At 63.3% G+C, this 22,946-nt stretch carries 22 protein-coding genes; 8 read left to right on the plus strand and 14 right to left on the minus strand.

Translation table 11 applies throughout. The features are described from left to right. The first annotated feature begins 74 nt into the window (after nt 1–74). Entirely contained in the window at nt 75–1,325 is a 1,251-nt protein-coding gene (locus P7228_RS05325) for a carbohydrate porin (RefSeq protein ID WP_278017178.1), read from the plus strand. On the opposite strand, the gene P7228_RS05330 is transcribed toward P7228_RS05325, so the two are convergent. The 3 genes from P7228_RS05330 to ung are packed head-to-tail and all read right to left on the minus strand — an operon-like array spanning nt 1,322 to nt 3,192. Continuing rightward, the gene (locus P7228_RS05330) at nt 1,322–2,146 is read right to left on the minus strand and encodes an acid phosphatase (protein ID WP_278017179.1); all 825 of its coding nucleotides are present in this window, start codon (nt 2,144–2,146) and stop codon (nt 1,322–1,324) included. The genes P7228_RS05325 and P7228_RS05330 overlap by 4 nt on opposite strands. A 22-nt stretch (nt 2,147–2,168) precedes the next feature. After that, nucleotides 2,169–2,501 carry a TraR/DksA family transcriptional regulator gene (locus P7228_RS05335; RefSeq protein ID WP_278017180.1) on the minus strand — a complete coding sequence of 111 codons (333 nt, stop codon included), beginning with the start codon at nt 2,499–2,501 and terminating at the stop codon, nt 2,169–2,171. Nucleotides 2,502–2,511: 10 nt separating this feature from the next. Beyond that, on the minus strand, nt 2,512–3,192 hold the full coding sequence (ung, locus tag P7228_RS05340) for a uracil-DNA glycosylase (RefSeq protein ID WP_278017709.1): 681 nt from the start codon (nt 3,190–3,192) through the stop codon (nt 2,512–2,514). Nucleotides 3,193–3,273: 81 nt separating this feature from the next. On the opposite strand from ung, the gene P7228_RS05345 reads away from it, so the two are divergent. From P7228_RS05345 to P7228_RS05355, 3 genes are read left to right on the plus strand one after another with little or no spacing between them, the layout of a single operon-like run. Further along, complete coding sequence (locus tag P7228_RS05345) at nt 3,274–3,891, plus strand: ribonuclease D (RefSeq protein ID WP_278017181.1); 618 nt, start codon at nt 3,274–3,276, stop codon at nt 3,889–3,891. 25 nt (nt 3,892–3,916) lie between these two features. After that, nucleotides 3,917–4,582, plus strand: coding sequence for an LPS export ABC transporter periplasmic protein LptC (lptC, locus tag P7228_RS05350; protein WP_278017182.1), 666 nt, complete (start codon nt 3,917–3,919; stop codon nt 4,580–4,582). Beyond that, nucleotides 4,582–5,157 carry an LptA/OstA family protein gene (locus tag P7228_RS05355; protein WP_278017183.1) on the plus strand — a complete coding sequence of 192 codons (576 nt, stop codon included), beginning with the start codon at nt 4,582–4,584 and terminating at the stop codon, nt 5,155–5,157. The genes lptC and P7228_RS05355 overlap by 1 nt, the downstream gene beginning before the upstream one ends. A 7-nt stretch (nt 5,158–5,164) precedes the next feature. On the opposite strand, the gene P7228_RS05360 is transcribed toward P7228_RS05355, so the two are convergent. The 5 genes from P7228_RS05360 to P7228_RS05380 form a co-directional block, all read right to left on the minus strand. Next, entirely contained in the window at nt 5,165–6,568 is a 1,404-nt protein-coding gene (locus tag P7228_RS05360) for a sugar transferase (RefSeq protein ID WP_278017184.1), read from the minus strand. A 103-nt stretch (nt 6,569–6,671) separates the two neighbouring features. Further along, nucleotides 6,672–7,700, minus strand: a complete 1,029-nt coding sequence (holA, locus tag P7228_RS05365) for a DNA polymerase III subunit delta (RefSeq protein ID WP_278017185.1) — start codon at nt 7,698–7,700, stop codon at nt 6,672–6,674. Then, nucleotides 7,697–8,224, minus strand: coding sequence for an LPS assembly lipoprotein LptE (lptE, locus tag P7228_RS05370; RefSeq protein WP_278017186.1), 528 nt, complete (start codon nt 8,222–8,224; stop codon nt 7,697–7,699). Before lptE ends, holA begins: the two co-directional genes overlap by 4 nt. Continuing rightward, nucleotides 8,224–10,749, minus strand: coding sequence for a leucine--tRNA ligase (gene leuS, locus P7228_RS05375; RefSeq protein WP_278017187.1), 2,526 nt, complete (start codon nt 10,747–10,749; stop codon nt 8,224–8,226). The genes lptE and leuS overlap by 1 nt, the downstream gene beginning before the upstream one ends. Nucleotides 10,750–10,774: 25 nt before the next feature. Continuing rightward, nucleotides 10,775–11,227 carry a DUF3576 domain-containing protein gene (locus P7228_RS05380; protein WP_278017188.1) on the minus strand — a complete coding sequence of 151 codons (453 nt, stop codon included), beginning with the start codon at nt 11,225–11,227 and terminating at the stop codon, nt 10,775–10,777. 400 nt (nt 11,228–11,627) lie between these two features. On the opposite strand from P7228_RS05380, the gene P7228_RS05385 reads away from it, so the two are divergent. The 3 genes from P7228_RS05385 (at nt 11,628) to P7228_RS05395 (ending at nt 13,633) form a co-directional block, all read left to right on the plus strand. Continuing rightward, the gene (locus P7228_RS05385) at nt 11,628–12,371 is read left to right on the plus strand and encodes a hypothetical protein (RefSeq protein WP_278017189.1); all 744 of its coding nucleotides are present in this window, start codon (nt 11,628–11,630) and stop codon (nt 12,369–12,371) included. A 124-nt stretch (nt 12,372–12,495) separates the two neighbouring features. After that, nucleotides 12,496–13,218 (plus strand): acetoacetyl-CoA reductase, encoded by a 723-nt coding sequence (gene phbB / locus P7228_RS05390; RefSeq protein ID WP_278017190.1) that lies wholly within the window; start codon nt 12,496–12,498, stop codon nt 13,216–13,218. Nucleotides 13,219–13,369: 151 nt separating this feature from the next. Then, nucleotides 13,370–13,633, plus strand: a complete 264-nt coding sequence (locus P7228_RS05395) for a ribbon-helix-helix domain-containing protein (protein WP_278017191.1) — start codon at nt 13,370–13,372, stop codon at nt 13,631–13,633. A gap of 12 nt (nt 13,634–13,645) precedes the next feature. On the opposite strand, the gene P7228_RS05400 is transcribed toward P7228_RS05395, so the two are convergent. Beyond that, nucleotides 13,646–13,879 (minus strand): hypothetical protein, encoded by a 234-nt coding sequence (locus P7228_RS05400; protein WP_278017192.1) that lies wholly within the window; start codon nt 13,877–13,879, stop codon nt 13,646–13,648. A gap of 62 nt (nt 13,880–13,941) precedes the next feature. After that, on the minus strand, nt 13,942–15,225 hold the full coding sequence (gene murA, locus P7228_RS05405; protein WP_278017193.1) for a UDP-N-acetylglucosamine 1-carboxyvinyltransferase: 1,284 nt from the start codon (nt 15,223–15,225) through the stop codon (nt 13,942–13,944). A 102-nt stretch (nt 15,226–15,327) separates the two neighbouring features. Here murA and galU point away from each other — a divergent pair, with 102 nt between their 5' ends. Further along, entirely contained in the window at nt 15,328–16,200 is an 873-nt protein-coding gene (gene galU, locus P7228_RS05410) for a UTP--glucose-1-phosphate uridylyltransferase GalU (RefSeq protein WP_278017194.1), read from the plus strand. Between the two features lie 37 nt (nt 16,201–16,237). Here the strand turns inward: galU and P7228_RS05415 are convergent, their stop codons facing one another. The 4 genes from P7228_RS05415 to P7228_RS05430 all read right to left on the minus strand — a co-directional run bounded on the left by P7228_RS05415 (nt 16,238) and on the right by P7228_RS05430 (nt 22,837). Then, nucleotides 16,238–19,033, minus strand: coding sequence for a DNA methyltransferase (locus tag P7228_RS05415; protein ID WP_278017195.1), 2,796 nt, complete (start codon nt 19,031–19,033; stop codon nt 16,238–16,240). A 99-nt stretch (nt 19,034–19,132) separates the two neighbouring features. Beyond that, complete coding sequence (locus P7228_RS05420; RefSeq protein ID WP_278017196.1) at nt 19,133–20,434, minus strand: cytochrome P450; 1,302 nt, start codon at nt 20,432–20,434, stop codon at nt 19,133–19,135. Further along, complete coding sequence (locus P7228_RS05425; protein WP_278017197.1) at nt 20,434–21,972, minus strand: acyl-CoA synthetase; 1,539 nt, start codon at nt 21,970–21,972, stop codon at nt 20,434–20,436. The genes P7228_RS05420 and P7228_RS05425 overlap by 1 nt, the downstream gene beginning before the upstream one ends. A 184-nt stretch (nt 21,973–22,156) precedes the next feature. Further along, nucleotides 22,157–22,837: a M23 family metallopeptidase gene (locus P7228_RS05430; protein ID WP_278017198.1), complete on the minus strand. Its 681-nt coding sequence runs from the start codon at nt 22,835–22,837 to the stop codon at nt 22,157–22,159. Between the last annotated feature and the right edge of the window lie 109 nt (nt 22,838–22,946).

Here is a 22,946-nt window from a genome sequence, read left to right on the forward strand (position 1 = left end):
CGGCCCCCGCAACCTGCGGACCGACCGGGCGGGACGGGGGTCGCGACATCGTGATAGCCAGATGCAGGCGGGAATTGCTGTCCAAGGCGCGCTTGCTGGCGGGAACCTCGGTTCTTCTCCTGGCCTTGTCGGGCCCGCTTGCCGCGCAGGGCGCCGATGCCGCTTCTGCAGAAGAACCACAGGAAGCTGGGGCGGCGATCGCTCCTGTTGCACCGGTAGCCCAACCGGACCCCGGTCCAATCGCGGCCCGGCTGGTCGTCTCTCAGTTCGTCGATCGACCTATCTCTGGCGATGCGGAAAAAACGCTCCGCTACAGCGGCAGGGCGGATGCCTATGTCGACATCGGCGGTAGCAGCTTTGGTGCAGACGACAGCCTCACCCTGACAATCCGCCCGGAGTTCACTTGGGGCAAGGATTCGAACGGCACCATCGGTCTGATCCCCAATAACACGGCGCTGTTTCGGGGCGAGGGCCGGGAAGATTTCGATCTGTCGGTCAGCATCTCCAAGCGCTGGAATTCGGGCGCCAAGCTGATCGTCGGTAAGGTCAACGTGCTCGACCAGGGCGGCAGGCTCCCGGTGGTCGGCAGCGACGGCCATTATGGCTTCCAGAACCTCTCGATGGCGCTGCCGCCTTCCGCGATCATCCCCAACACGATTACGGGCGCGCTCCTCGAAGTGCCAACCGAGAAGGTGCTCTATCGGCTGTGGGTGTTCGATCCCGATTCGCAATATGGACGCAGCGGTTTCGAGACCGCCTTCGGCAGCGGAGTCGGCTTTCTTGGTTCGGTCACCTTCCCGGTCAAGATTGGGGGCAAGCCGGGCTATTATGCGCTCAAGCTCTCCGGCTCGACCCGCAACGACATCAACGCCGATTCGCTGCCGGCGGTGCTGATCCCTGCGCCTGGATCGGGCTTCGGCACCGATCGCGGCGAGTTTGCCGCCGTGCTGGCCGGCTACCAGTATCTCGGCGTCTATCCCGAGGCGCCCGGCAAGGGCTGGGGCATCTTCGGGCAGGTCTACCTCTCGAAGGGCGACCCGACCTTCCTCGACAAGAGCGGATTCATCGGCATTTCGGGCAATCCGCGGGCTCGGCCGCAGGACCGGTTCGGCCTCGCCTGGTTCCGCTACTCGCTGACCGACGGCCTGGTCGATGCTCTCGCGAACCGCATTCCGCTCGAAGACGAGGAAGGAGTCGAGGCTTTCTACACACTCGGGATTGGCGAGCACCTCCAGCTCACCGCCGATGTTCAGCTCGTCGATAGCGCCATCGCGCCGCGCGATACTGGCGTGATTGCCGGGCTGCGACTTACGGCAGCGTTCTAGGCGCCCGGGTTCTCCGCCTCGGCAGCACAGATTTCATCAACGGGCGCTGGAGCAAGGCTTGCCGCTTCCTCACGCGCTGCTGCGTAGTCCGCCTGGAAATCGGGATTGGACTGGAGCCGGGCGAAGGTCGCGCCGGCAAAGGCCTGCGATTCCACCGTGTCGCTGTACCAGTGGACATTGCAGACCCAACGGCTGTTGGCATAGCCGCGCCCGCGCTTCGCCAGTTCGGCAGCGCGGTCGGGCAACAGGCTTGCCAGCACCAACGCCGTCCCATAGCCGATTGCGCTGTGGCCGGAAGGATAGGATCCGTTGCCGCGCAGCGCTTCTTCCTCCTGCGGAGTGCAGCTCGTCGAGCCATTGACCGTGAACGGTCGCGGTCGCTTGAACACGTCTTTCACCGCGCCGGTCGACATGCCGAAATCCGTTCCGGCACGGCGCAGGAGATTGGCGATCCTGGGCGTCGCCTCCGGAGATATCCTGACCCCTGCGGCGCAAGAGAAGGCACGCCCGTACCAGTTCTCACCCAGGTCGGCGTCGCGCGCAGCCTGCTCCCAGCGCGGCGATCCACGTAGCGACAGGGACCGGGCATTGGCCTCCTCGTCGATCGTCATGCGCGTGCTGCCAGCTTCGGGTGGCGGATGGATGAGGCTTTCCCCGCCGGAAAGCGGGCCGCCGATATAGGGCCGACCGAGATCGTACCTGGGTGCCTCCGCCTGGGCTGCGGCTTCCTTGGCCATGGGCGCGTCCGCGACCTGTGGGACCACGACGCATGCGGCGAGGACCAGTCCTCCAGCCAAGGCCAATGTTGCCGATTTGCGCATCGCTTCCTCCCTCGACGCCTGCCTAGATGCCGCTGGCGCATTTGACGCAGCGTGGCACGCCGGGGTCGTTACGCAAGCGCTTTTCGGCGATCTCCTCACCGCAGGAGAGGCAATAGCCCCATTCGCCCTCGTCGATCCTCGCCAGCGCCGCCAAGATCCGTTGCCTTTCGGCCTGACGCCTGCGCTCTGTAGCCTGCGCCATCGCTTGCTGCTGCAGCGCGTCCATTCGGCTCAACCGCCCGACACTGTCCTGCTGCAATTCGACCGTATCGCGCGCGTCTGCATTGGCCGCATCCTCGCGCTCGATCTGCGCAAGACGCGTTGTCAGCAAATCTTTCGCCTCGTCCTCGGTCATTGCGATGAGCTTACCAGTCGATCGGCGCGCGTCCATGCCGTTCGAGAAAGGCGTTGGCCTGGCTGAAAGGGCGTGAACCGAAAAAGCCGGCATGCGCCGAGAGCGGGCTTGGATGCGGGCTGGTCAGCACGAGGTGATGGTCCCCTGCACCCAACCCCTTGACCCGGCTGGCTTTTTTCTTGGCATGGCTGCCCCACAGAATGAACACCGCGGGATCGCCGCGATCCACCACAGCCTGCACACAGGCATCGGTGATCGCATCCCAACCGCGCCCCGCATGGCTGCCGGCCTGCCCAGCCTCCACGGTGAGCGTGTTGTTGAGCAACAGCACGCCCTGCCGCGCCCAATGCTCGAGGTTGCCGTTCTCGCGCCGCGCTACCCCGAGATCGCTTTCGAGTTCCTTGTAGATATTGACCAGCGAGGGCGGCACCTTCACCCCATCCCGCACCGAAAAGGCGAGCCCATGCGCCTGTCCCGGCCCGTGATACGGGTCTTGGCCCAGGATCACGACCCTGACCTGATCGAGCGGCGTGAGCGCCAGCGCATTTAGCCGCTCGCCACGCGGCGGATAGACCGTCCGACCGGCATCCTCCTGTTTTCGCAGCCACCCGCCCAGCTTGCGCGCCTCGGGCGCGGCAAGCACCGGCTCGATCGCCTCACGCCAGCTTTCGGGGACCTGATCCGCGCTCATACCAGCCTGATACGCGGCGCGTCCTTCACTCGCCACCGCCCCTTCCCTTCAATCCCCAATCAGCCTAAGCGACAATCGCATATGGCTGTACATTTTCACGAAGAAGACCTGCCCGCAGGCGTGCTCGCCGATGGACCAATCGCGGTCGATACCGAAACCATGGGTCTCATCACCCATCGCGACCGCCTGTGCGTGGTCCAGATCAGTGACGGCAATGGCGACGAACATCTGGTGCGCTTCGGGCCGGAAAGCACCTACGACGCCCCCAACCTCAAGGCAGTCTTGGGCGATCCCGATCGGCTCAAGCTCTATCATTTCGCCCGGTTCGATCTTGCAGCGATCGAGCACTACCTGGGGGTTGAGGCGGGACCAGTCTTCTGCACCAAGATCGCGAGCAAGCTGACCCGCACCTACACCGACCGTCACGGCCTCAAGAACCTGGTCGAAGAACTGCTGGGCGAGAGCCTGTCCAAGCAGCAGCAATCGAGCGATTGGGGTGGGCCCGAACTGAACGAGGCGCAACGCGAATACGCCGCCAGCGACGTACGCTATCTGCATCGCCTGCGCGAGGAACTGCTGCGCCGGCTCGAACGCGAAGGGCGCTTGGAGATCGCGCAAGCCTGCTTCGACTTCCTCCCAACCCGGGCGAAGCTCGACATGGCCGGCTGGGCCGACCACGATATATTCAGCCACGCCTAATCAGCCGGAGCGTCATACAAGCGACATGGTTATCAAGCGCCGCATCGAAACCAGCGAAGCGAAGGAGTTGCGCACCAAGCGCCAGCATTTCGCCGCGCCCGGCGGTAGCCATGACAAGCTCGTCTCGTTCCTTGCCAAGGCGCTGCCGATGGCAGTGGGAGTGATCGCGGCGTTAATGGTGATCACGCCGTTGAGCCCGCGCGGGGAGATCAGTTTTCTGCTCGATCGCAACAAGGTCGCGATGATCGACGAGCGACTGACTGTCGATAACGCGATGTACCGCGGCGAGGACGACGATGGCCGCCCCTTCTCGCTCACGGCAGGGGAGGCCGTGCAACGTTCGAGCCGCGAGGGCATTGTGCGGATGCAGGACCTCGTCGCCAGCATCGTGCTTCCCGAAGGGCCTGCCCGGATCGGCGCCGAGGCCGGCGCCTACGACATCGACGATGAGCGGGTCTCGGTCATCGGGCCGCTGCGCATGACCGCCGCCGACGGCTATTCCATGGTCGCGCGAGGCGTTTCGATCGACCTCGAGGAACGCCGCATGGTTGGCGCTGGCGGGGTCGAGGGGGCGGTACCGGCGGGAACTTTCTCGGCCGACCGGCTCGAAGCAGACCTGCCCGAACGCACCGTCACACTGATCGGCAATGCCCGGCTCTACATGCGCCCGGGCGAACTGAGGATGCCCTGATGACCGATACGCAACGCCCGCTTTGGAAAACCTCGCTCCGCTCCGGTCTCGGCGCCTTTGCGCTGACGGCGGTTGCGCTTGGAGGGATGCAACTCAACGCGCAGGCGATCGCCGGACACAATTCGAACGCGCCCGTTTCCTACGAAGCGGGCAGAATCGAACTGCAGGACAAGCAGAACCGGGTGGTGCTGTCTGGCAACGTCGTCGTGACCCAGGCCGGCCTGACCGTCCGGTCCGACCGTATGCTGGTCAATTACAGCGACGCAGGATCGCTCAGCATTCAGCGCATCACTGCGACAGGCGGCGTGTCGGTGACGCGCGGCAACGAGGCTGCGCGCGGCGATGTCGCGGTTTATGACTTCAACCGGCGGATCATCACCATGGCGGGCAATGTCAGGCTCAATCGCGGCGGGGACACGCTCAACGGCGGACGCCTAGTGATCGACCTGCGCAGCGGGGTCTCGAGTGTCGATGGTCGCGCCAGCGGCTCGTCGCCGGTCGCAGGGTCTGCCACCTCGGGTCCCGGCGGCAGGGTCTCGGGCACCTTCCAGGTCCCCGAAGACGGCGGCAATTGAACGAGGATCAGTAGGCGCGTTCGTGGCGCAGTACGCTGAGCGTGCGCCACGCGATCAGCATGTCGCGCCAGATCGACCATGCCGCGATATATTCAAGATCGGACTGCAACCGGTCGGTGAGGTCCTTTTCCTCCCAGGTGCTGCCCCTTTGCCCGCGGACCTGCGCCAAACCCGTCAGTCCCGGCTTGAGCGAATGCCGTTTCCAGTAGCGGGTGTCGATGTCCCAGAACAGCTTGTCATTCGCCCGGCTTCCCAGCGCGTGCGGACGCGGGCCGACGATCGACATCTCACCCCGGATGACGTTCCATAGCTGGGGCAGCTCGTCGAAGCTGTTGCGCCTGAGCCACCGACCGATGCGAGTCACCCGGCGATCATCCTCGCGCGTCGAACGCGCTCCCTCTGCGTCCCGGCCGTCCTCACGCATGGTGCGTAGCTTGTACATCGAGAAGAAGCGGTTCCCCTGGCCCATGCGGCGCTGCACGAACAGCACCGGGCCGCCGTCTTCGAGCTTGATCAACAGCGCCGCGACCAGCAGCAGAGGCGCAAGCAGCACGAGCCCAGTAGCGGCCACCGCCAGGTCGAAGACGCGCTTCATCGTTCGCGCCCGCAGGCCTTGCTTGCCCACCGAGACGACCAACGTCGCCACGCCCTGATCTTCATGACGTCGCACGCCGACAGCGCCGAGTTCATAGGCACTGGCGCTGACCACCTCGCCATGTACGCCGATCGACCTCAAGAGCAGGGCCCACTGGCCGCGTCTTTCGTGCGGGCAACTGACCACGACCCGATCGCGAGCTGCGAACAAGCGACCCAGGCGATCGAGCATCTGCGGATCGTTTCTGAACGGATCGATATCCATCGACGCCGTACTGACGCGGTCGGAGTCCCGTTCGGAGAATTCGGGACCGCCATCGTCGATGACCAGGCAATTGCGCACTCGCCCTCCCCAGATGGATCGAACGAGCCAAGTCACGCCGAGCCGCGAGCCGGCGATCAGGATGAATGTGAAGACCAAGCCAAGCGTGAAGCTCCCGCGCGAGAAAGTCGCATTGGTCTTGAGGTAGAATGCGATGAAGTTGAGCAGCCCGGCGCCAATCATGAGCGCGACGGCCGCCTTGCCGATGGCAAAGCGCCAATCGGTCAGAGCCTGGGCGCAATAGGTGCGATTGTAGAGCGCGATGGTGTAGAACAGCGGCATCAGCAATTGCCCCTGTTTCATCGCCCTCGGTTCGAGCCATGCGCCTTCGTAGGCGAGACCCGCGATCGCGAAACCGAGCAGGAGCAGCGCGCCATCGCCGAACAGCAAGGCGGCATAAAGTCGGAGCCGCCGCTGCTCAAGCGACGATGCCACGGGGATTTCCGTGTCATGCGCCCTGATGGCGCGGGTGAGGTCGGCAACCGGCTTGTTCATTTCTCGACCCGCTACTTCGCTGGAGCCGAATTACGCGCAAATACCTGGTTTGTGGAGCGAGCGAGGCGCCGAAACTGTTGATGAATCTACTGATTCCAACTGCTTAGCGGCGCGAGGCGAAGCGGGCGATCTCGACAAGGTCTTGAGCCAGCAGGGTTTCCGCCGCCTGGCTGTTGGTAATGAGCGCCCGATGCAATTCGATCAGACGCGGCCCCAATCGCTCCAACCGGTCCCCGCGCCAACGCGTCAACTGGTTGCGGATCTCGCGCTCTTCCTTCCAGAAGATCCCCAGTTGGGCCTTCTCGCCCTTGTTCATGGATTCAAGCGAGCCGCGTGGGCCAAGCTTCGCCGTGATCTGCGCCAGTTGCGCCGCGCGGCGCTCGATCGCCAGCAGCAGGCCGACCGGGTTCATGGAATGCTCGCGCATGCGCGCCAGTTCGCGGCCCAGCTTGCCAGTCTCGCCGGAGAGCACCGCATTGACCAGCGGCATGAAGCCGTCTTCTTCGGTCGCGGCACCAATCGCCTCGAGATCCGCCGCCTCGACGGTTTTGGGCGATTGCGGCGAGGCATCGCAATAGAGCGCAAGCTTGGTCACCTCAGATTGCGCCAGACGCACATCGAGATTGGCCCCTCGCGCGATCCGTTCCGCCAGGTCGCCATTGAGCCGAAGACCCGCAGCATCAGCCATTTGCCGGACGTTCGCCGAAACCGTCGCGAGGTCGGGCGGCCAGAACATGGCGACGAGCGCATCCTTGCGCTTCTCGAGCAGCTTTGCCGTGCGTGACTTGTCGGTTGCGCTCGTGGCGACGACGATCACCGGGCAGCCTTCGCCCTCGGCCAGCAAATGGTTGCCGATCGCGTCGAGCGCCTCATCACCATTCGCGCGGACATAGATGTAGCGCGTGTCTCCGAACAGCGAGCCCGAGCGCGCCTCGTCGCCCAGGATAACCGGATCGCGCCGCAGGTCGGCGCCCGACATTTCAACCCGCTCGCCGGGATCGTCGAGAAGCGTAATCAGATGCGCCGCTGCGGCCGCTGCCCCCGCCTCGTCAGGACCGCAAAAGAAAAAGGTCGAACACTGCTCTGCCGCGCGCTGCGAAACCTGCCTGAAATCGCGCTGGGTCGCCTTCACTGGCCGAGGTTCTCCCCATCGCCCGGGCCTTCGGGTTCGACACCCTGACGCAGCCGCAAGGCAACGCGGCGGACCATTCGGTCGGCAAGATCGCTGGCGAGGTTTTCGAGTGCTGTCTGCTCGGCGGCAATTGTCGCATACTCAGAACTCACCACATCGATCCCTGCATCGCTTCCGGCGCTTGCATCGAGCAGGATCTCGCCGCTCGCAAGCTCGATCAACTGGTAGCGCGAGCGCAAGATGCGGCGTTCGCGGCTGATCGTATCGTCACCCAGAACCCCAAGCCCTTCGAGCGAATCGTCGAGCCGGACATCGAGCCGATAGCGGGCGTCGGCATTGCCGGCGACGCCGAGGCGATCGACCAGCGCATTGCGCACCAGCCAACCCGCCCTCCCCGGAATAGCAGGGACCTCTACCGCTGCCAGCCCCTGTGCCACATCCGCCCGGTTGCCTCCCGCATACATCGGCTGAAGGCCGCAAGCGGCGAGCGCGACACACAGGAAAAGGGCGAAGGCAGAACGCATCAGGTTACGATATTCACCAGCCGGTCGGGCACTACGATCACCTTGCGGATCTCTGCCCCGTCGAGCGAACGCTGGACCTTCTCGCTCGCCAGTGCAAGCGCCTCGAGGTCTTCTTTCGACGAACCTTTGGGCGCAGTGAGCGTATCGCGCAGCTTGCCCTTGTGCTGGACGGCGATCGTCACCTCATCTTCGACCAACATGGCTTCGTCGACTTCGGGCCAGGCGGCGTTTGCGATCAGGCCCGACTCCCCTGCCTTGGCCCAGGCCTCTTCCGCGAGGTGCGGCATCATAGGTGCTGACAACAGCATCACGGAGCGAATGGCGAAATTGCGCGAGGCGCTCGACGGCGCCTTCTCTGCCGCGGCGGTGAGTTCGTAGATGCGGGCGACGGCCTTGTTGAACGAGAGCGCCTCGATATCCTCGGCGACCGCCTTGATCGCCTGATGTGCCTTGCGTTCAAGCGCGATGTCCTCGCCCTGGGCCGCGTCGTCGACGCTTTCGAACAGGCGCCACAGACGCTGAACGAAGCGACCGCAGCCCTCGATCCCGGCGACCGACCACGGCAGGTCGCGCTCGGGCGGGCTGTCGGACAACATGAACCAGCGCACGGCATCGGCACCGAAGCGATCGATGATGTCGTCAGGGTCGACCGTGTTCTTCTTCGATTTGGACATCTTGACGACCCGGCCGATCTCGACCGGAAAGCCGTCTTCCTTGAGAATCGCGCTGTCGCTTCGACGCTCGACTTCGGCAGGACTGAAATAGGTCTGCCGCCCGTCTTCCGGCGATCGGCGCGAGTAGAGCTCGTGCGTGACCATGCCCTGCGTAAACAGCGAAGCGAAGGGCTCGGCGAGATCGATCTGGCCCATGTGCGCCAGCGCGCGGGTCCAGAACCGGGCATAGAGCAGGTGCAGGATCGCATGCTCGATCCCGCCGATATATTGCTCGACCGGGAGCCACTTGGCGACTTCGTCCTTGTCGAACGGCTTGTCGTCGGGCTGGCTGGCGAAGCGCAGAAAATACCACGAACTGTCGACGAAGGTGTCGAGCGTGTCCGTTTCGCGCTCGGCCGCGCCGCCGCATTTGGGGCAATCGACGTGCTTCCAGCTTGGGTGGCGCAGCAGCGGATTGCCGGGCGTCTGGAAGTCGACATCTTCGGGCAGGGTGATCGGCAAGCTTGCCTTGGGCGCCGGCACGACGCCGCACTTGTCGCAATGGATGAACGGGATCGGCGTGCCCCAATAGCGCTGGCGGCTGACGCCCCAGTCGCGCAGGCGCCACACGGTCGTGCCCTGACCCCATCCTTCGCGCTCGGCACGCGCGATCACTTCCGTCTTGGCGTCCTCGACAGCCATTCCGTCGAGGAAATCGGAATTCACGCAAACGCCGTCGCCCGGCTCGGCCTCGGTCCCGAACGGCCGGTCGGCCTGATCCATATCGGGCGCCACCACCCGCAGGATGGGTAGCCGATACTTGCTGGCGAACTCGAAGTCGCGCTGGTCGTGGCCGGGCACCGCCATGATCGCTCCGGTGCCGTAGTCCATCAGCACGAAGTTCGCTATGTAGACAGGCAGATGCTCGCCGGTGAATGGGTGCACCGCGCCGATGCCGGTATCGAAGCCGAGCTTCTCGGCCGTCTCCAGCTCGGCTGCGGTCGTACCGCCGCGCTTGCATTGCTCGATGAATTTGGCTGCGTCGCAGTTCTGCGCCGCGACGGCCTGCGCCACCGGATGATCGGCAGCGACTGCAACGAAGCTCGCGCCGAAAATCGTGTCCGGCCGCGTGGTGTAAACCGGCAAGGTCTCGCCGTTCGAAAGCTGGAAGCTGAATTCGAGGCCCTGGCTCTTGCCGATCCAGTTCTCCTGCATCAGCCTGACCTTTTCCGGCCAGTCTTCGAGATCGCCCAGCCCCTCGAGCAACTCCTCGGCAAAATCGGTGATCTTGAGGAACCACTGGTTGAGCTTGCGCTTCTCGACCTCGGCGCCGCTGCGCCAACCCTTGCCGTCGATCACCTGCTCATTCGCGAGCACCGTCATGTCGACCGGGTCCCAATTGACCTCGCTCTCCTTGCGGTAAACCAGCCTCGCCTCATAGAGATCGAGGAACAGCGCCTGCTCATGGCCGTAGTATTCGGGCTCGCAGGTCGCCAGTTCGCGCGACCAGTCGAGCGCAAATCCAATGCGCTTCAATTGCGCCTTCATGTGTTCGATGTTGGCGCGGGTCCAGCCTCCCGGATGGACGCCCTTTTCCATGGCGGCGTTTTCGGCTGGCATGCCGAAGGCGTCCCATCCCATCGGGTGAAGAACTTCGAAACCGCGCATGCGCTTGTAACGGGCCAGCACGTCGCCCATCGTGTAGTTGCGCACATGGCCGATGTGGATGCGCCCCGAGGGATAGGGAAACATCTCGAGGACGTAGCTCTTGGGTTTGGGCGAGTTGCTGTCTGCCTCGAACGTGCCCGCTTTTTCCCAGGCACGCTGCCAGCGACCGTCGGCCGTGGACGGATCGAAACGCGTATCGGTCATGCTATCCCCGTTAGGGAAAGTTGGATCAGGAAGCCACAGCCTGGCGGCGCAAGTCGCGCGCCTTGGTCAGGATAATGTCTTCGAGCTTCTGTACGGTCGCCGCCTGCACCGGCGCGTCGACCCAAGCGTTGCCCTGTGCGACCTGGCGGCTGGCGGCCACCCGAATGGCGTCGGCACGGAGATCCTGGTCGAGGATGGTCACAGTCACCTTGACCCGCTCGCCCGGATTGCTCGGGTTGGCGTACCAGTCCGTGATGATCACGCCGCCGGCGCTGTCGGCCTGCACCAGCGGCGCGAAGCTGACGGTTTCGAGCGCGGCGCGCCACAGGTAGGAATTGACCCCGATCGTGGTGATCTGCGACGCGGCAAGATCTGCTACCGGACGATCGCGACCACCGCAGGCTGCGAGCGTAGCGAGAGCAGCACAGACAAGCGCGAAGCGGGCCGGGCGGAAGGTCGAGAATTTCACGGCGCTCATGATCGGTAGTGGTCCTCAGTCAAAATCTGTGATTGCGCTCTATAACCGCCCCGACGCAAGCGGCAAGGCGTGAGACGCAGGCTGCGGCCATGAATGGTGTATTCCATGCCCCGATTTCTCAAGCGGTCCTGCAGTTTACCATAGCTGAATGGACGGGAAGATCTGCTGAAGCATTCGAATCGTGCCGGCCCGAATCGATTCTGTTGAGCCTGTGCAACAGATTCTTGCGCAAGGCCTAATAAATGCGAGAATTGATTGCGCGGCTGGCGCAAGCGATTCTATTGTTTGAAATTATCGACTCAGGTGTCCTGCGCCAACTGCACAACGGTCAGGCACAGTTCAGCCAGAGTCCGCATAGGAAGTGGCGATGATTCGCCGTAGTGGGAATGGACGAAACGTGATGGCACGCAAGGCATCCAAGGCAGGAAAGGCGCTCCGGCTGCCCTTGCTGCTGGCCGGCGTCGGTATCGCCTTTGCAATTCCTTCGGCCGGACTTGCCGCGCTGGCGCTGGCAAATGGCGAGACTACGGCGCGGGCCGACTTCGGAATTTTCACGCCGGCCTCGGTCGATCCCCAGCTCGCGCGCCGCGTGGCAGCCAAGATCGGTGACCCTAAGCTGCGGTTCACTCCTGCTGGGACTGCGACCAGGCGCGATCGCACGGTAACCGTCGCGGTGCGCGTCGATAGCGACGTAGCCCAGGCGATCTCGGTCCGTCAGTCGATTGAATCTGCGCCCGGCGCGGCCAAGGGCATCGCCGCGATTACTCCGGCGCGGTATAACCTCGGGCTGGCTCGCGGTTACCAGAGCTTCGCGCGGCCTGTTGCCCTGCCCGATACCGTGCGCAAGATCGATATGCCCGATCTTTCCAAGTTCGAGCCTGCCGGTCCGACCGCTCCCGACAAGCCAAGCCGCTTCCAACCGCGCATCGCGCTGGAAGAAAAAGGGCAGACTGGTCGTACGGCCGGGACGCTCGAGGGGCTCGGCACCTCCACCGTCGATCTTGGCGGTTCCTATCGCGTGGTCGGCAACCTCAACGTGACGGCTGGTGTCCGCCTGTCGCAAGAGCGCGATCGCCTCGCTCCGCTCACCGATGCCAAGGCCGACAATCAGGCTGTCTATGTCGGCACGCAAATTCGATTCTAGAGCGGTTTCCGTCTGATCGCCTCATACATTCGTATGCCCCACCCCGCTTCGGCGGGGTTTTTCATTCCATTTACGCTACGGCACCGCTAGTCCATGGGAAAAGCCTATGTATGGAGAGTGACTTATGGCGCGTGTTGCAGTTGTTACGGGTGGGACTCGCGGGATCGGCCGCGCGATTTGCGAACGGCTGCAGGCGGACGGGTTTACCGTCGTGGCCAATTACGCCGGCAATGATGCTGCCGCCAACCAGCTGAAGGCCGACACCGGAATCGCTAGCTACAAATGGGACGTGGGCGACCATCAGGCGTGCCTTGAAGGCTGCAAGAAGATCGAAGAAGAGGTTGGCCCGATCGATGTGGTCGTGAACAACGCCGGGATCACGCGCGACGGCACGCTGCACAAAATGTCCTACGACGACTGGCACGAGGTCATGCGCATCAACCTCGGCGGTTGCTTCAACATGGCCAAGGCCTGCTTCCCGGGCATGCGCGAGCGGGGCTGGGGCCGGATCGTCAATATCGGCTCGATCAACGGGCAGGCCGGCCAATATGGCCAGGTCAACTACGCCGCAGCCAAATCCGGCATTCACGGCTTTACCAAGGCGCTGGCGCAGGAAGGCGCGAAGTTCGGCGTGACCGTCAACGCGATCGCGCCGGGCTATATCGATACCGACATGGTTGCCGCCGTGCCCGAGCCGGTTCTCGAAAAGATCGTCGCCAAGATCCCGGTGGGCCGGCTGGGTCATGCCGAAGAAATCGCCCGCGGGGTCAGTTTCCTCTGCGCCGAAGAAGGTGGGTTCGTCACCGGCTCGACCATGAGCATCAACGGCGGCCAGCACATGTATTGAGGCAAGGGGCGCCGCCGTCTGGCGTCCCTACCATCAGGTTGGCCTGCAAGTTAACGAAACTGACCATAAAGTAGGCCGAGTGCGAATTTTTCCCGGAATCCTGCGGGTAAGCGATGTGCAGTCTGCACTTTCCGGCTAGAATGCCTGGCAGATGCCGCCGCCCTACCACCCTCCTGTCAAGCGTTCGGTCGAGATCGCCGGGCACAAGACCTCGATCAGCCTTGAGCCGATCTTCTGGGATATGCTGCGCGAGGCTGCGGAGGAACAGGGCCTCCCGATCAACGCCCTAGTCGCCGCAATCGACGAGGAACGCATCGCATCGGACACTCCGCCGGGATTGGCGGGCGCGATCCGCATCTGGCTGGTCGACAGATACGCCAAGGGCGGCCCCGCGAAGGAGCCGCCCCTGGATTAGCGCTTTAATCGCTTAGTAGTTGGCTGGCGGATCGCTGGCGGGAAAGCTCTCGTCGCTTTCCTCGTCGGTCTTGTCCCATTCGCCCGCGGGCTTGTCGCGCATGGCTTCAGGCCCGGCATCGCGAACGTCGGTGTGGCTTCCTTGAGGCTGGTTGCCGGCAAAAGCGGCATGGCCGCCCTTGTTCTTCTCGTAATAGCGATAGCCGAGATAGCCGAGGGCTCCCAGGCCGAGCATCTTGATAAGCATCGGAAAATTCCTTTCTTGCCCCTTCAACGGACGAGGCTGCCGAAAGGTCCGAAAGCGAATGCCTAGTCGTCGCCGACCCGTTCGATATCCGCGCCGACCAGCTGCAGCTTCTCCTCGAGCCGCTCGTAACCGCGGTCGAGGTGATAGAGGCGACGCACCGTTGTCTCGCCTTCGGCCGCGAGCCCTGCCAGCACAAGGCTGAAGGAAGCGCGCAGGTCGGTCGCCATCACTTCGGCACCGGTTAGGCGCTCGACGCCCTTGACGATAGCCGTGCGACCTTCTGTTTCGATATCCGCACCCATGCGCCGCAGTTCGGGCACGTGCATGTAGCGATTCTCGAAAATCGTCTCCTTGAGCACGCTGGTGCCCTCGGCCTTGCACAGCAGCGCCATCAGCTGCGCCTGCATGTCGGTGGCCAGCCCGGGATAGGGCGCGGTAGTCAGATTGGTCGCTCGGGTAGCGCCATTGGAGCTTACGGTAATCCCCTTGGCGTCTTCCTCGATATTGACCCCGATATTGCGCAGCGCGTGGATCGTCGCTGCCATCTCGTCGCCCTTGGCGCCCTCGAGGCGGATGGCGCCACCGGTGATCGCGGCGGCACAGGCGTAGGAGCCGGCCTCGATCCGGTCGGCCATGACCTTGTAGGTCGCGCCGTGAAGCCGCTTGACCCCGTGGACGATCAGATCGGAGGTGCCGATGCCCTCGATCTCGGCCCCCATCGCCACCAGCAGATTGCAGAGGTCGACTATTTCCGGTTCGCGCGCCGCGTTGAACAGGCGGCAGGTCCCGTTCGCAAGCACGGCGGCCATCAAGGCGTTCTCGGTCGCCCCAACCGAGACCACGGGAAAATCGAATTCCCCGCCTGGCAGGCCGCCGTCGGGTGCCATGGCCTTCACATAGCCTTGCGCCAGCTCGATCTCGGCGCCGAACGCCTCCAGCGCTTTCAGATGCAAGTCGATCGGGCGGTTTCCGATCGCGCACCCCCCGGGCATCGAGACGGTCGCTTCGCCCATCCGCGCCAGCATCGGGCCGAGCACGAGGATCGAGGCGCGCATCTTGCGCACCAGGTCGTAGGGCGCGACGGTCGAGGTGATCCGCGTTGCCTCGAGCGACATCACCCGGCCGAAATCCTCCGGCCGCGTTCCCTGGATCACTGTCGTCACGCCGAACTGGTTCATCAGGTGCTGGAAGCCGTCGATATCGGCCAGCCGCGGCAGGTTCCTGAGAGTGACCGGTTCCTCGGTCAGCAAGGCACAGGGGATCAGCGTCAGGGCAGCGTTCTTGGCGCCCGAAATGGGAATCGTCCCTTCCAGCCGATTGCCACCGCGAATTACAAGTTTATCCATGGATTGCCCTTACCCCATCTACACCGGCTGGCAACTGCAACTCGGCGCCAACCGGTCCATCCCTGTTGCCGAACCAATCGCGCGGCCTTATCGCAAGTTCCCATGAACGCACACAAACCTATCCGTAAAGCCGTCTTCCCCGTCGCCGGGCTGGGGACGCGATTTCTGCCGGCGACCAAGGCCATTCCCAAGGAAATGCTGGCGGTGGTCGATCGCCCGCTGATCCAATATGCCGTCGACGAAGCGCGCGAGGCGGGGATCGAGCAGATGATCTTCGTGACCGGGCGCGGCAAGACCGCGATCGTCGAGCATTTCGACATGGCATTCGAACTCGAAGCCACGATGAGCGATCGCGGCAAGGACATGGGCGTCCTCGAACCAACCCGCGCCACCCCCGGCGATATCATCACCGTGCGCCAGCAGGTGCCGCTGGGCCTCGGCCACGCCATCTGGTGCGCCCGCGCCATCGTCGGCGATGAACCCTTCGCCATCTTCCTCCCCGACGAGCTCATGATCGGCAAGCCCGGCTGCATGAAACAGATGGTCGACGCTTACGAGAAGGTCGGAGGCAATCTGATCAGCGTGCTGGAGGTCCCGCGCGAAGAGGTATCGAGCTACGGCGTGATCGCACCTGGCAAGGTGGAGGGCGCGCTGACGGAGGTGACGGGACTGGTCGAGAAACCGCCGGTCGAGCAGGCCCCCTCCAACAAGATCATCTCGGGCCGCTACATCCTGCAACCGGAAGTGATGAGAGTGCTCGAGGACCAGGAGAAGGGTGCCGGCGGCGAAATCCAGCTGACCGACGCCATGGCCAAGATGATTGGCCAGCAGGCGTTCCACGCGGTGACTTTCGACGGGCGTCGTTACGACTGCGGCAGCAAGACCGGCTTCGTCGAGGCGACGCTGGCGCTGGCGCTCGAACGTGAGGACATGGGGACCGAGGTACGCAGGATCGCCGAGCGTTTGCTGAAGTAGCGCGGATGCTACAGCCCCGCCAAAAGCGGAGCGTCTCTTACTTCCGTACCTTGCGGGCGACGCGGCGGCGAGTGCGCTGGTTCGCCTTGGCAGCGCCGGAGAGCGGGTTCACCAGCTTTTCGTAGAGACCGAACAGGTGCTCCACCCGGTCGCGATCGCTGTTGAACGGAGCGCGGCGATAGAGGCTATCGACAGCGGCATCGAGCGCCTTGTGCGCCTTGCGCAGATTCGCAGGCATCGTGTCGGGATCGTAGAGATCGGCGAGGCTGGAGGTCGGATGCGTCGCACGGGCATCGAGCACGGCCTGCGCCAGTTGCTCGATCTTTTCGCGCTGCACGTCGGAGGATTCGGGCCAGGGGAAGGTGTTGTAGACGAGACCGATTGAGTAACGATAATCGCTTTTAAGCCGACCCCCGATATGGCTGAGCCACGCCATATGCGCGCGGCTCGTAAGGATGGCGAAATCGTAGAGAGTGGCATCGACGAACGTCTGAACTAGGTTTGATGGTATTGTCGGCGGCTCAAGCCAGCCAATAGGGACGTAATCACGTCGTTCGGAACTCACTTCAGGAAAAACGAGAAAGCTATCGCCGGGGATCGTCGCAACTTCAAAACGCGTCGGGAAATCACCTAGCTTCCGTGTCGCCGCCTTCTTGCTCGATTTGCGAAATTCGGTAACTTTCTTCAACCGCTCGACGACGTGCGACATGGACCTGAGCTTGCTAGGTGGGACGCTATCAAGCGAAAGAATCCACCGGATGGTTCCATTGATATATTCGTAAGAGCCCACGAGCGGGACCATATGCTGCCTCGCTTCTGGCTCGGCTTGCAGAAAATCCTCCCGTTCGCCTGGCTCAAAAATCAAGTGTCCGCCATCGACGATCTTGCTCCCCATTCTCATAGCCTTGGGAGCCGATATCGGTTTGCGCGTATCCCGCACAACCAAATGCTGATTAGCCCGCATCGCATCGAACAGATAGGCGGTCAGTGCGCCGTGGCGGCTTTCGACAGGATCGCGCTTGATATCGGGATAGCTGAACAACCGCTTTTCACTCGGTTCAAAATCACGGTGCGTCAGCCCGATTATCACCACATGCACCTGGGCCTTGCCGCGCGCTTCGCTGCCCCAGCTGAAGGTGCGGTGGGCAAAGGCGATTTCCAGCCCGTAGCGGTCGAACAGCAACGGCCATAGCTGCGCCACCTGTTCGCCCTGAGTGATCGAATTGGTCGCTACGAAGGCGATGCGAATTCGATGATTGTTTTGAATATAGGCACCAGCGGTGAGAAACCATGCACTCACATAATCGAGCGAACCCGCACGACCCGAGTCAGCATCGATTACCCGGGACATCTGCTCTCGCTGAACCTTGGACTGATAACTTTGCCCAATGAAGGGCGGATTACCCATCACGTAGCTGCACTGGCCAGCGGGCAGCACCTCGTTCCAATCCACCTCCAGCGCATCGCCGTGGCGAATCGTCGCACCGCCGGTCAGCGGAATGCGCGCGTAGTTGAGGCGGAAAGCCTCGTTGATCTCGTTGTTGGCGATATGGTCGGCCATCCACATCGCGACCTCGGCGATCATCGCCGGGAATTCCTCGTACTCGATGCCGTAGAACTGGTCGACCGTGACGCGGGTCATCAGTTCGGCATCGATCCGCTGGTCGCCGTAAAGCTCCTGCAGGCATTCCAGTTCGAGCCGCCGCACTTCGCGATAGGCGATGACGAGGAAATTGCCGCAACCGCACGCCGGATCAAGGAAGCGCATCCGCGACAGACGCGCCTGGAATTCGAGCAGTAGCTTATCCTTGGCGGTTTTGCGCGCCTTCAGACCTTCCAATTCCTCGCGCAGATCGTCGAGGAACAGCGGCCCGATCACCTTGAGGATATTTTCCTCGCTGGTGTAGTGCGCCCCCTTCGCGCGGCGTTCCTTCGCGTCCATCACGCTCTGGAACAGGCTGCCGAAGATCGCCGGGCTGACGGCAGACCAGTCGTGACGGCATGCATCGAGCAGGTGTTCGCGCATTCTCGCATCGAAGATCGGCGTGCGTAGGTTTTCGCGGAACAGCCGGCCGTTGACGTAAGGAAACTGGCTCAGTTCGCCCGACAGGCTAGACTGCCGCCTGTCCTCGGGCGTGTCGAGCACCTCGAACAGTTCGTTGATGACGCGGCCGACATTGCTGCCGTCCTCGAAGGTGTCGTTCTCGACCAGCTGGAGGAAGATGTCCTTGGGCTGGAAGATGCCGGTGTCGTCGGCGAACATGCAGAACAGTAGGCGGACGAGGAAGCGTTCGAGGTCGTGGCCGACATAGCCGTTTTCCTCCAGCGCATCGTGGATCTTGCCCATCAGCTCGGCGGCCTTGATCGTGACCGCTTCCTGCCGCTCGAAGCTGACGCGCCGCCCAAGCATGAAATCGAAGGCGGTCACGTGCTTGTAAAGGTCGGCAAGGGCGAACTTGAGCTCTTTGCCGGTTTCCAGATCGAGCAGGTCCCACCTCTGGAAATCGCACGTCAGAATCCAGCGAGGTTGTTCGGTAGGATGGACGCCGTGCAGGTAATCGAGCGCCTGGCCCTGCGCGCGCCCCAGTTTCAACCCGGCACTCTTCTGTTCGATCAGGAGTGTTCGCGGCCAGAACAGGTCGATGAAACCCTGTTTGTTGTCGAGCAGCTTTACCCGCTGTTCGTATACCGCGACCGTGCGGCGCTTGATCCCGAATATCTCGAAAAAGTCATTGTAGAAGCTTTGGGTTTCGCCCTTTTCATAATGGGCGCCTTGCCATTCCTCGCTGAATGCCTTGGCGCGGCGCGCGATTTCATCCCAGCCAAGTCTCATCCGGCGTTTCCCCTTCGAGCCGGTTCTAGCGAACGGCCAAGCCCCTGCAAGCGAATGATTTTCCGACCTGCCGCGCGATCCGGTCGCAGGCAGCGCGGATCAGCGGGCTTGGATGCGCACAGGTAAGGTCTTGAGCCCGCCGACAAAGGTCGAGGTCGCCCGCCGCGGTTCGCCCGCCAGTTCGATGCTGTCGATCCGGTCGAGCAGGGTCTCGAACAGGATTTTCATCTCCATCCGCGCCAGATGGAGGCCGAGACACTGGTGCGCCCCGGCGCCGAAGGCGAGATGGCGGTTGGGCGAACGCGAGGCGTCGAACTTGCGCGGGTTGTCGAACTGCGCCGGGTCGTGATTGGCGGCGACATAGTTGATCATCAGCCAGTCGCCCTTCTTCACCTGCTGCCCACCCAGCTCAACGTCTTCCGCCGCCGTACGCATGAAATGCTGGACCGGTGTGGTCCAGCGGATCGCTTCCTCGACGATCCCCGGCAACAGCGAGCGATCGGCCTTGACCCGCGCCCATTGCTCCGGGTCCTGCGCCAATGCGAGCATTGCGCCGGCGGTGCTCGCCGAAGTGGTGTCGTGGCCGGCGGTCGCGACGATGATGTAATAGCCCGCCATGTCACGTTCGGGCAGCGACTTGCCGTCGACCGTGGCGTTGGCGATGACGCTGGCGACATCGTCGGTCGGATGGGCCCGGCGATCGGCGGCGATCCCGGCAAAATAGTCCTCGAAGCTCTTCACCGCGCCAGCGACGAGCTGGATGACCTGTTCCTGGGTCATGTTCTCCATGCCCGAGCCGGACAGATCGGCATCTTGCCCCCCGAACATCTGCTGCGTCAGCATCAGCATGCGCGGCTCGTCCTCCTCGGGCACGCCGAGGATCTGCATTACCACATGGAGCGGATAGGGCGCGGAGACGAGCTTGCAGAAATCGACGATTTCACCCGCGGCGCAGGCCGCAACCAGTCGGTCCACCGTTGCATTGGCGATGCCGCGGATCTCCTCCTCCATCCGCGCGAGGTTGCGCGGCATGAACCAGTCCTGCGTCAGCCGGCGGTACTTGGGGTGGATCGGAGCGTCGAAAACCACCAATGAATCGACCAGGATGTCGCTGCCGGTGGCGGCGCGCGAGAACTCGATCGCCTTGCGGAAACTGAACACCACCGGGCGCGGGTTGTTGAGGAAGGTCGTGTTGTCCTTCGAAATCCGCATCACGTCGTCGTAGCGGGTGACCAGCCAGAAGGGATCAAACAGCTCGCCATCTTCCGCCACGACCTTGGCGACGGGGCTTTCTGCCCGCAGCCGGTCGAAGGTGTCGAGCAAATCGTCCCACTGGGCATAGGCGTGCGGGTCGATCACCTCGCGCGCGGTTTCAGGCGGGAGGACGGCGTCGCCCGGCACTAGGCCTGCTCCTGGGCTTTCGCGGCGAACTCGTCGCGCAGTTCGCGCTTGTAGAGCTTGCCATTGGCCTCGCGCGGAAGATCGGGACGGAAATCGAACAGCTTGGGCATCTTTATCCGGGCCAGCTGCGGGCTGAGATAGTCGCGCAGTTCCTGTTCGAGCGCTTCGCCAGCGATAGCCATGTCGACCGGCTGGACGACCGCGACGACTTTCTCGCCCAGGTCGGGATCGGGCGCGCCGATCACCGCGGCATCCATCACCTTTTCATGGCTGACGAGCAGGTTCTCGACTTCCTGCGGGTAGATGTTGACGCCGCCCGAGATGATCATGTGGCTCTTGCGGTCGGTCAGGTAGAGGAACCCGTCCTCGTCGAGATGGCCGATGTCGCCCAGCGTCATCCAGCCGTTGTCATGCATAGCCTCGCGCGTCTTCTCGGGATCGTTGAGATAGGTCGGCAGGATGTCGTTCTCGTAATAGATCAGACCGTCCTCGCCCGGGGCCAGCTCCTCGCCGTCGGGTCCGCAGACATGCAGCTTGCCATAGATCGCCTTGCCCACTGTACCGGGATGAGTAAGCCAGTCGGGGCTGTGCACCATGGTCATGCCGATACTCTCGGACCCGGCGTAATATTCGATGATGATCGGCCCCCACCATTCGATCATCGCCTGCTTGACCGGGATCGGGCACGGCGCGGCAGCGTGGATCGCACGCTTGTGGGTCGAGAGGTCGTATTTCGTGCGGATCGCGTCATCGAGGCGAAGCATGCGGACGAAATGGGTCGGCACCCACTGGCTGTCGGTCACTTTGTATTTCTCGATCGTCGACAGCGCGAGTTCGGGATCGAATTTCTCCATCATCACCACCGTCCCGCCGAGCCGCTGGACGAGGCCGCACCAGCCGATCGGCGCCGCATGATAGAGCGGCGCAGGCGAGAGATAGACCATCGACCCGTCGGCCGGCATGCCCGCGCCCATCGTCGCCACCGCCATCAGCGGAACGACTGCCTGCGGATCGGGATCCGCCTGCGGCTTGGGCCGAATGCCCTTGGGCCTGCCGGTGGTGCCGGAGGAATAAAGCATGACAGCGCCAGCGGTCTGGTCAGCAATAGGCTCGCCCGGCTGGGCGTCGAGCGCGGCGGCGAAATCCTCCGCCCCGCCCTGATCCATCACCAGCACGTCGAGATCGGGGCATTCCTCCCTGATACCCAGCAACACTTCGGCAAACTTGGGCGAGGTGATGAGCAGCTTTGCGCCGCTGTCGCGCAAGATATAGGCAATCTCGGGCGCGGTCAGGCGTGTCGAGATGGGCACCAGCATGGTGCCGGCGCGCTGGGAGCCCCAGATCAGGGTGAAGAATTCGATGCGGTTTTCGAGCAGCACCGCAAAGGCGCCATCACGCCCAATGCCCCGTGCGCGCAGGAGATGGGCGAAACGGTTGGCCGCCTCGTCCATCTCGCCATAGGTCATTATGGCGCCCGACCCTGCCATGATGACGGCGGGGTGGTCGGGGCGGGTCTGCGCGTGCTGGATCGGATGCATTCGGCCTCTCTCGATTGTCGCCGGTTTTCGCGACTGGTTTTGGAGAGAAACCTAAACAGGATCGAGGCCAGAACAAGGAAAAAGCGGGACAAGAAAAAAGGCGGCGGGGAAACCCCCGCCGCCGTAACCGGACATCCTCTCCTATGTCCGTACCCGCTTCCAGGCGGGAACTTGTGATCGGCGATCAGTCGCCGCCCTGGCCACCCTGACCGGTGGCGAGAGCGAAGGCCTGCTGCGCTTCCGATTCGACCATGTAGGGAATCGGGTTCACCGCAGCGCCGTCGATGCGAACTTCGTAGTGCAGGTGCGGGCCGGTCGAACGTCCAGTCGAACCGACGTAGCCGATAATGTCGCCCTTCTTGACGCGCTCGCCGGCCGAAACCGCGAGCCGCGACATGTGGGCATAGCGGGTTTCGAGATCCGCGCCATGTTCGATCTGGACGTAAAGGCCATAGCTCGAGAACCAGTCGGCGCGGCCAACGATGCCGTCAGCGGTCGCATAGACCGGCGTGCCGGTCGGTGCGGCAAGGTCGACGCCCTTGTGATTGCGACGGCCGCCAAGCACCGGATGGGTGCGCATGCCATAGTCGCTGGTCAGCTTCGAACCCTCGAGCGGCATGCGCGAAGGGATCGACACGGTGGAAGTGTTGGCCGGTCCATTGGGACCGTTCCTGTCGAGCGCTTCCCACTTGGCGAATAGCTGCTGGAAACGAACATCGCCCGCGACGCCATTGCCTGCCTGCGCTTCGCGCACGGGCTCAGTCACGTCGACTGCAGCGGCAGATGAATTGGCGATTGCGGGGGTTGCTGCGATTGAGGCGAAGCCTGCTGCGACGATGGCAACGACCTGCAAGCCCTTTCGCATGGTTTGCGTTAGAAACAATGACCCGTCCTTGTTGTGGGCGCTTTCGCGCCTCGCGATCCGTTTTATCGAGGCTCCCGTGACCACCCCCTAGCGGCTGAAGTGGAAGCCT

The sequence above is a fragment of the Altererythrobacter sp. CAU 1644 genome (genome assembly GCF_029623755.1).
Taxonomy (GTDB): domain Bacteria; phylum Pseudomonadota; class Alphaproteobacteria; order Sphingomonadales; family Sphingomonadaceae; genus Erythrobacter; species Erythrobacter arenosus.

What these genes read in the sequence shown, in the direction of transcription:
- galU (WP_278017194.1), top strand. Translation starts at nt 15,328, where the DNA reads ATGAACGCACACAAACCTATCCGTAAAGCCGTCTTCCCCGTCGCCGGG.
- P7228_RS05430 (WP_278017198.1), bottom strand. Translation starts at nt 22,837, where the DNA reads ATGCGAAAGGGCTTGCAGGTCGTTGCCATCGTCGCAGCAGGCTTCGCC.
- P7228_RS05425 (WP_278017197.1), bottom strand. Translation starts at nt 21,972, where the DNA reads ATGCATCCGATCCAGCACGCGCAGACCCGCCCCGACCACCCCGCCGTC.
- P7228_RS05380 (WP_278017188.1), bottom strand. Translation starts at nt 11,227, where the DNA reads ATGAGCGCCGTGAAATTCTCGACCTTCCGCCCGGCCCGCTTCGCGCTT.
- murA (WP_278017193.1), bottom strand. Translation starts at nt 15,225, where the DNA reads ATGGATAAACTTGTAATTCGCGGTGGCAATCGGCTGGAAGGGACGATT.
- P7228_RS05355 (WP_278017183.1), top strand. Translation starts at nt 4,582, where the DNA reads ATGACCGATACGCAACGCCCGCTTTGGAAAACCTCGCTCCGCTCCGGT.
- P7228_RS05385 (WP_278017189.1), top strand. Translation starts at nt 11,628, where the DNA reads ATGGCACGCAAGGCATCCAAGGCAGGAAAGGCGCTCCGGCTGCCCTTG.
- P7228_RS05330 (WP_278017179.1), bottom strand. Translation starts at nt 2,146, where the DNA reads ATGCGCAAATCGGCAACATTGGCCTTGGCTGGAGGACTGGTCCTCGCC.
- P7228_RS05395 (WP_278017191.1), top strand. Translation starts at nt 13,370, where the DNA reads ATGCCGCCGCCCTACCACCCTCCTGTCAAGCGTTCGGTCGAGATCGCC.
- P7228_RS05335 (WP_278017180.1), bottom strand. Translation starts at nt 2,501, where the DNA reads ATGACCGAGGACGAGGCGAAAGATTTGCTGACAACGCGTCTTGCGCAG.
- P7228_RS05360 (WP_278017184.1), bottom strand. Translation starts at nt 6,568, where the DNA reads ATGAACAAGCCGGTTGCCGACCTCACCCGCGCCATCAGGGCGCATGAC.
- P7228_RS05400 (WP_278017192.1), bottom strand. Translation starts at nt 13,879, where the DNA reads ATGCTTATCAAGATGCTCGGCCTGGGAGCCCTCGGCTATCTCGGCTAT.
- lptC (WP_278017182.1), top strand. Translation starts at nt 3,917, where the DNA reads ATGGTTATCAAGCGCCGCATCGAAACCAGCGAAGCGAAGGAGTTGCGC.
- phbB (WP_278017190.1), top strand. Translation starts at nt 12,496, where the DNA reads ATGGCGCGTGTTGCAGTTGTTACGGGTGGGACTCGCGGGATCGGCCGC.
- leuS (WP_278017187.1), bottom strand. Translation starts at nt 10,749, where the DNA reads ATGACCGATACGCGTTTCGATCCGTCCACGGCCGACGGTCGCTGGCAG.
- P7228_RS05345 (WP_278017181.1), top strand. Translation starts at nt 3,274, where the DNA reads ATGGCTGTACATTTTCACGAAGAAGACCTGCCCGCAGGCGTGCTCGCC.
- lptE (WP_278017186.1), bottom strand. Translation starts at nt 8,224, where the DNA reads ATGCGTTCTGCCTTCGCCCTTTTCCTGTGTGTCGCGCTCGCCGCTTGC.
- ung (WP_278017709.1), bottom strand. Translation starts at nt 3,192, where the DNA reads ATGAGCGCGGATCAGGTCCCCGAAAGCTGGCGTGAGGCGATCGAGCCG.
- P7228_RS05415 (WP_278017195.1), bottom strand. Translation starts at nt 19,033, where the DNA reads ATGAGACTTGGCTGGGATGAAATCGCGCGCCGCGCCAAGGCATTCAGC.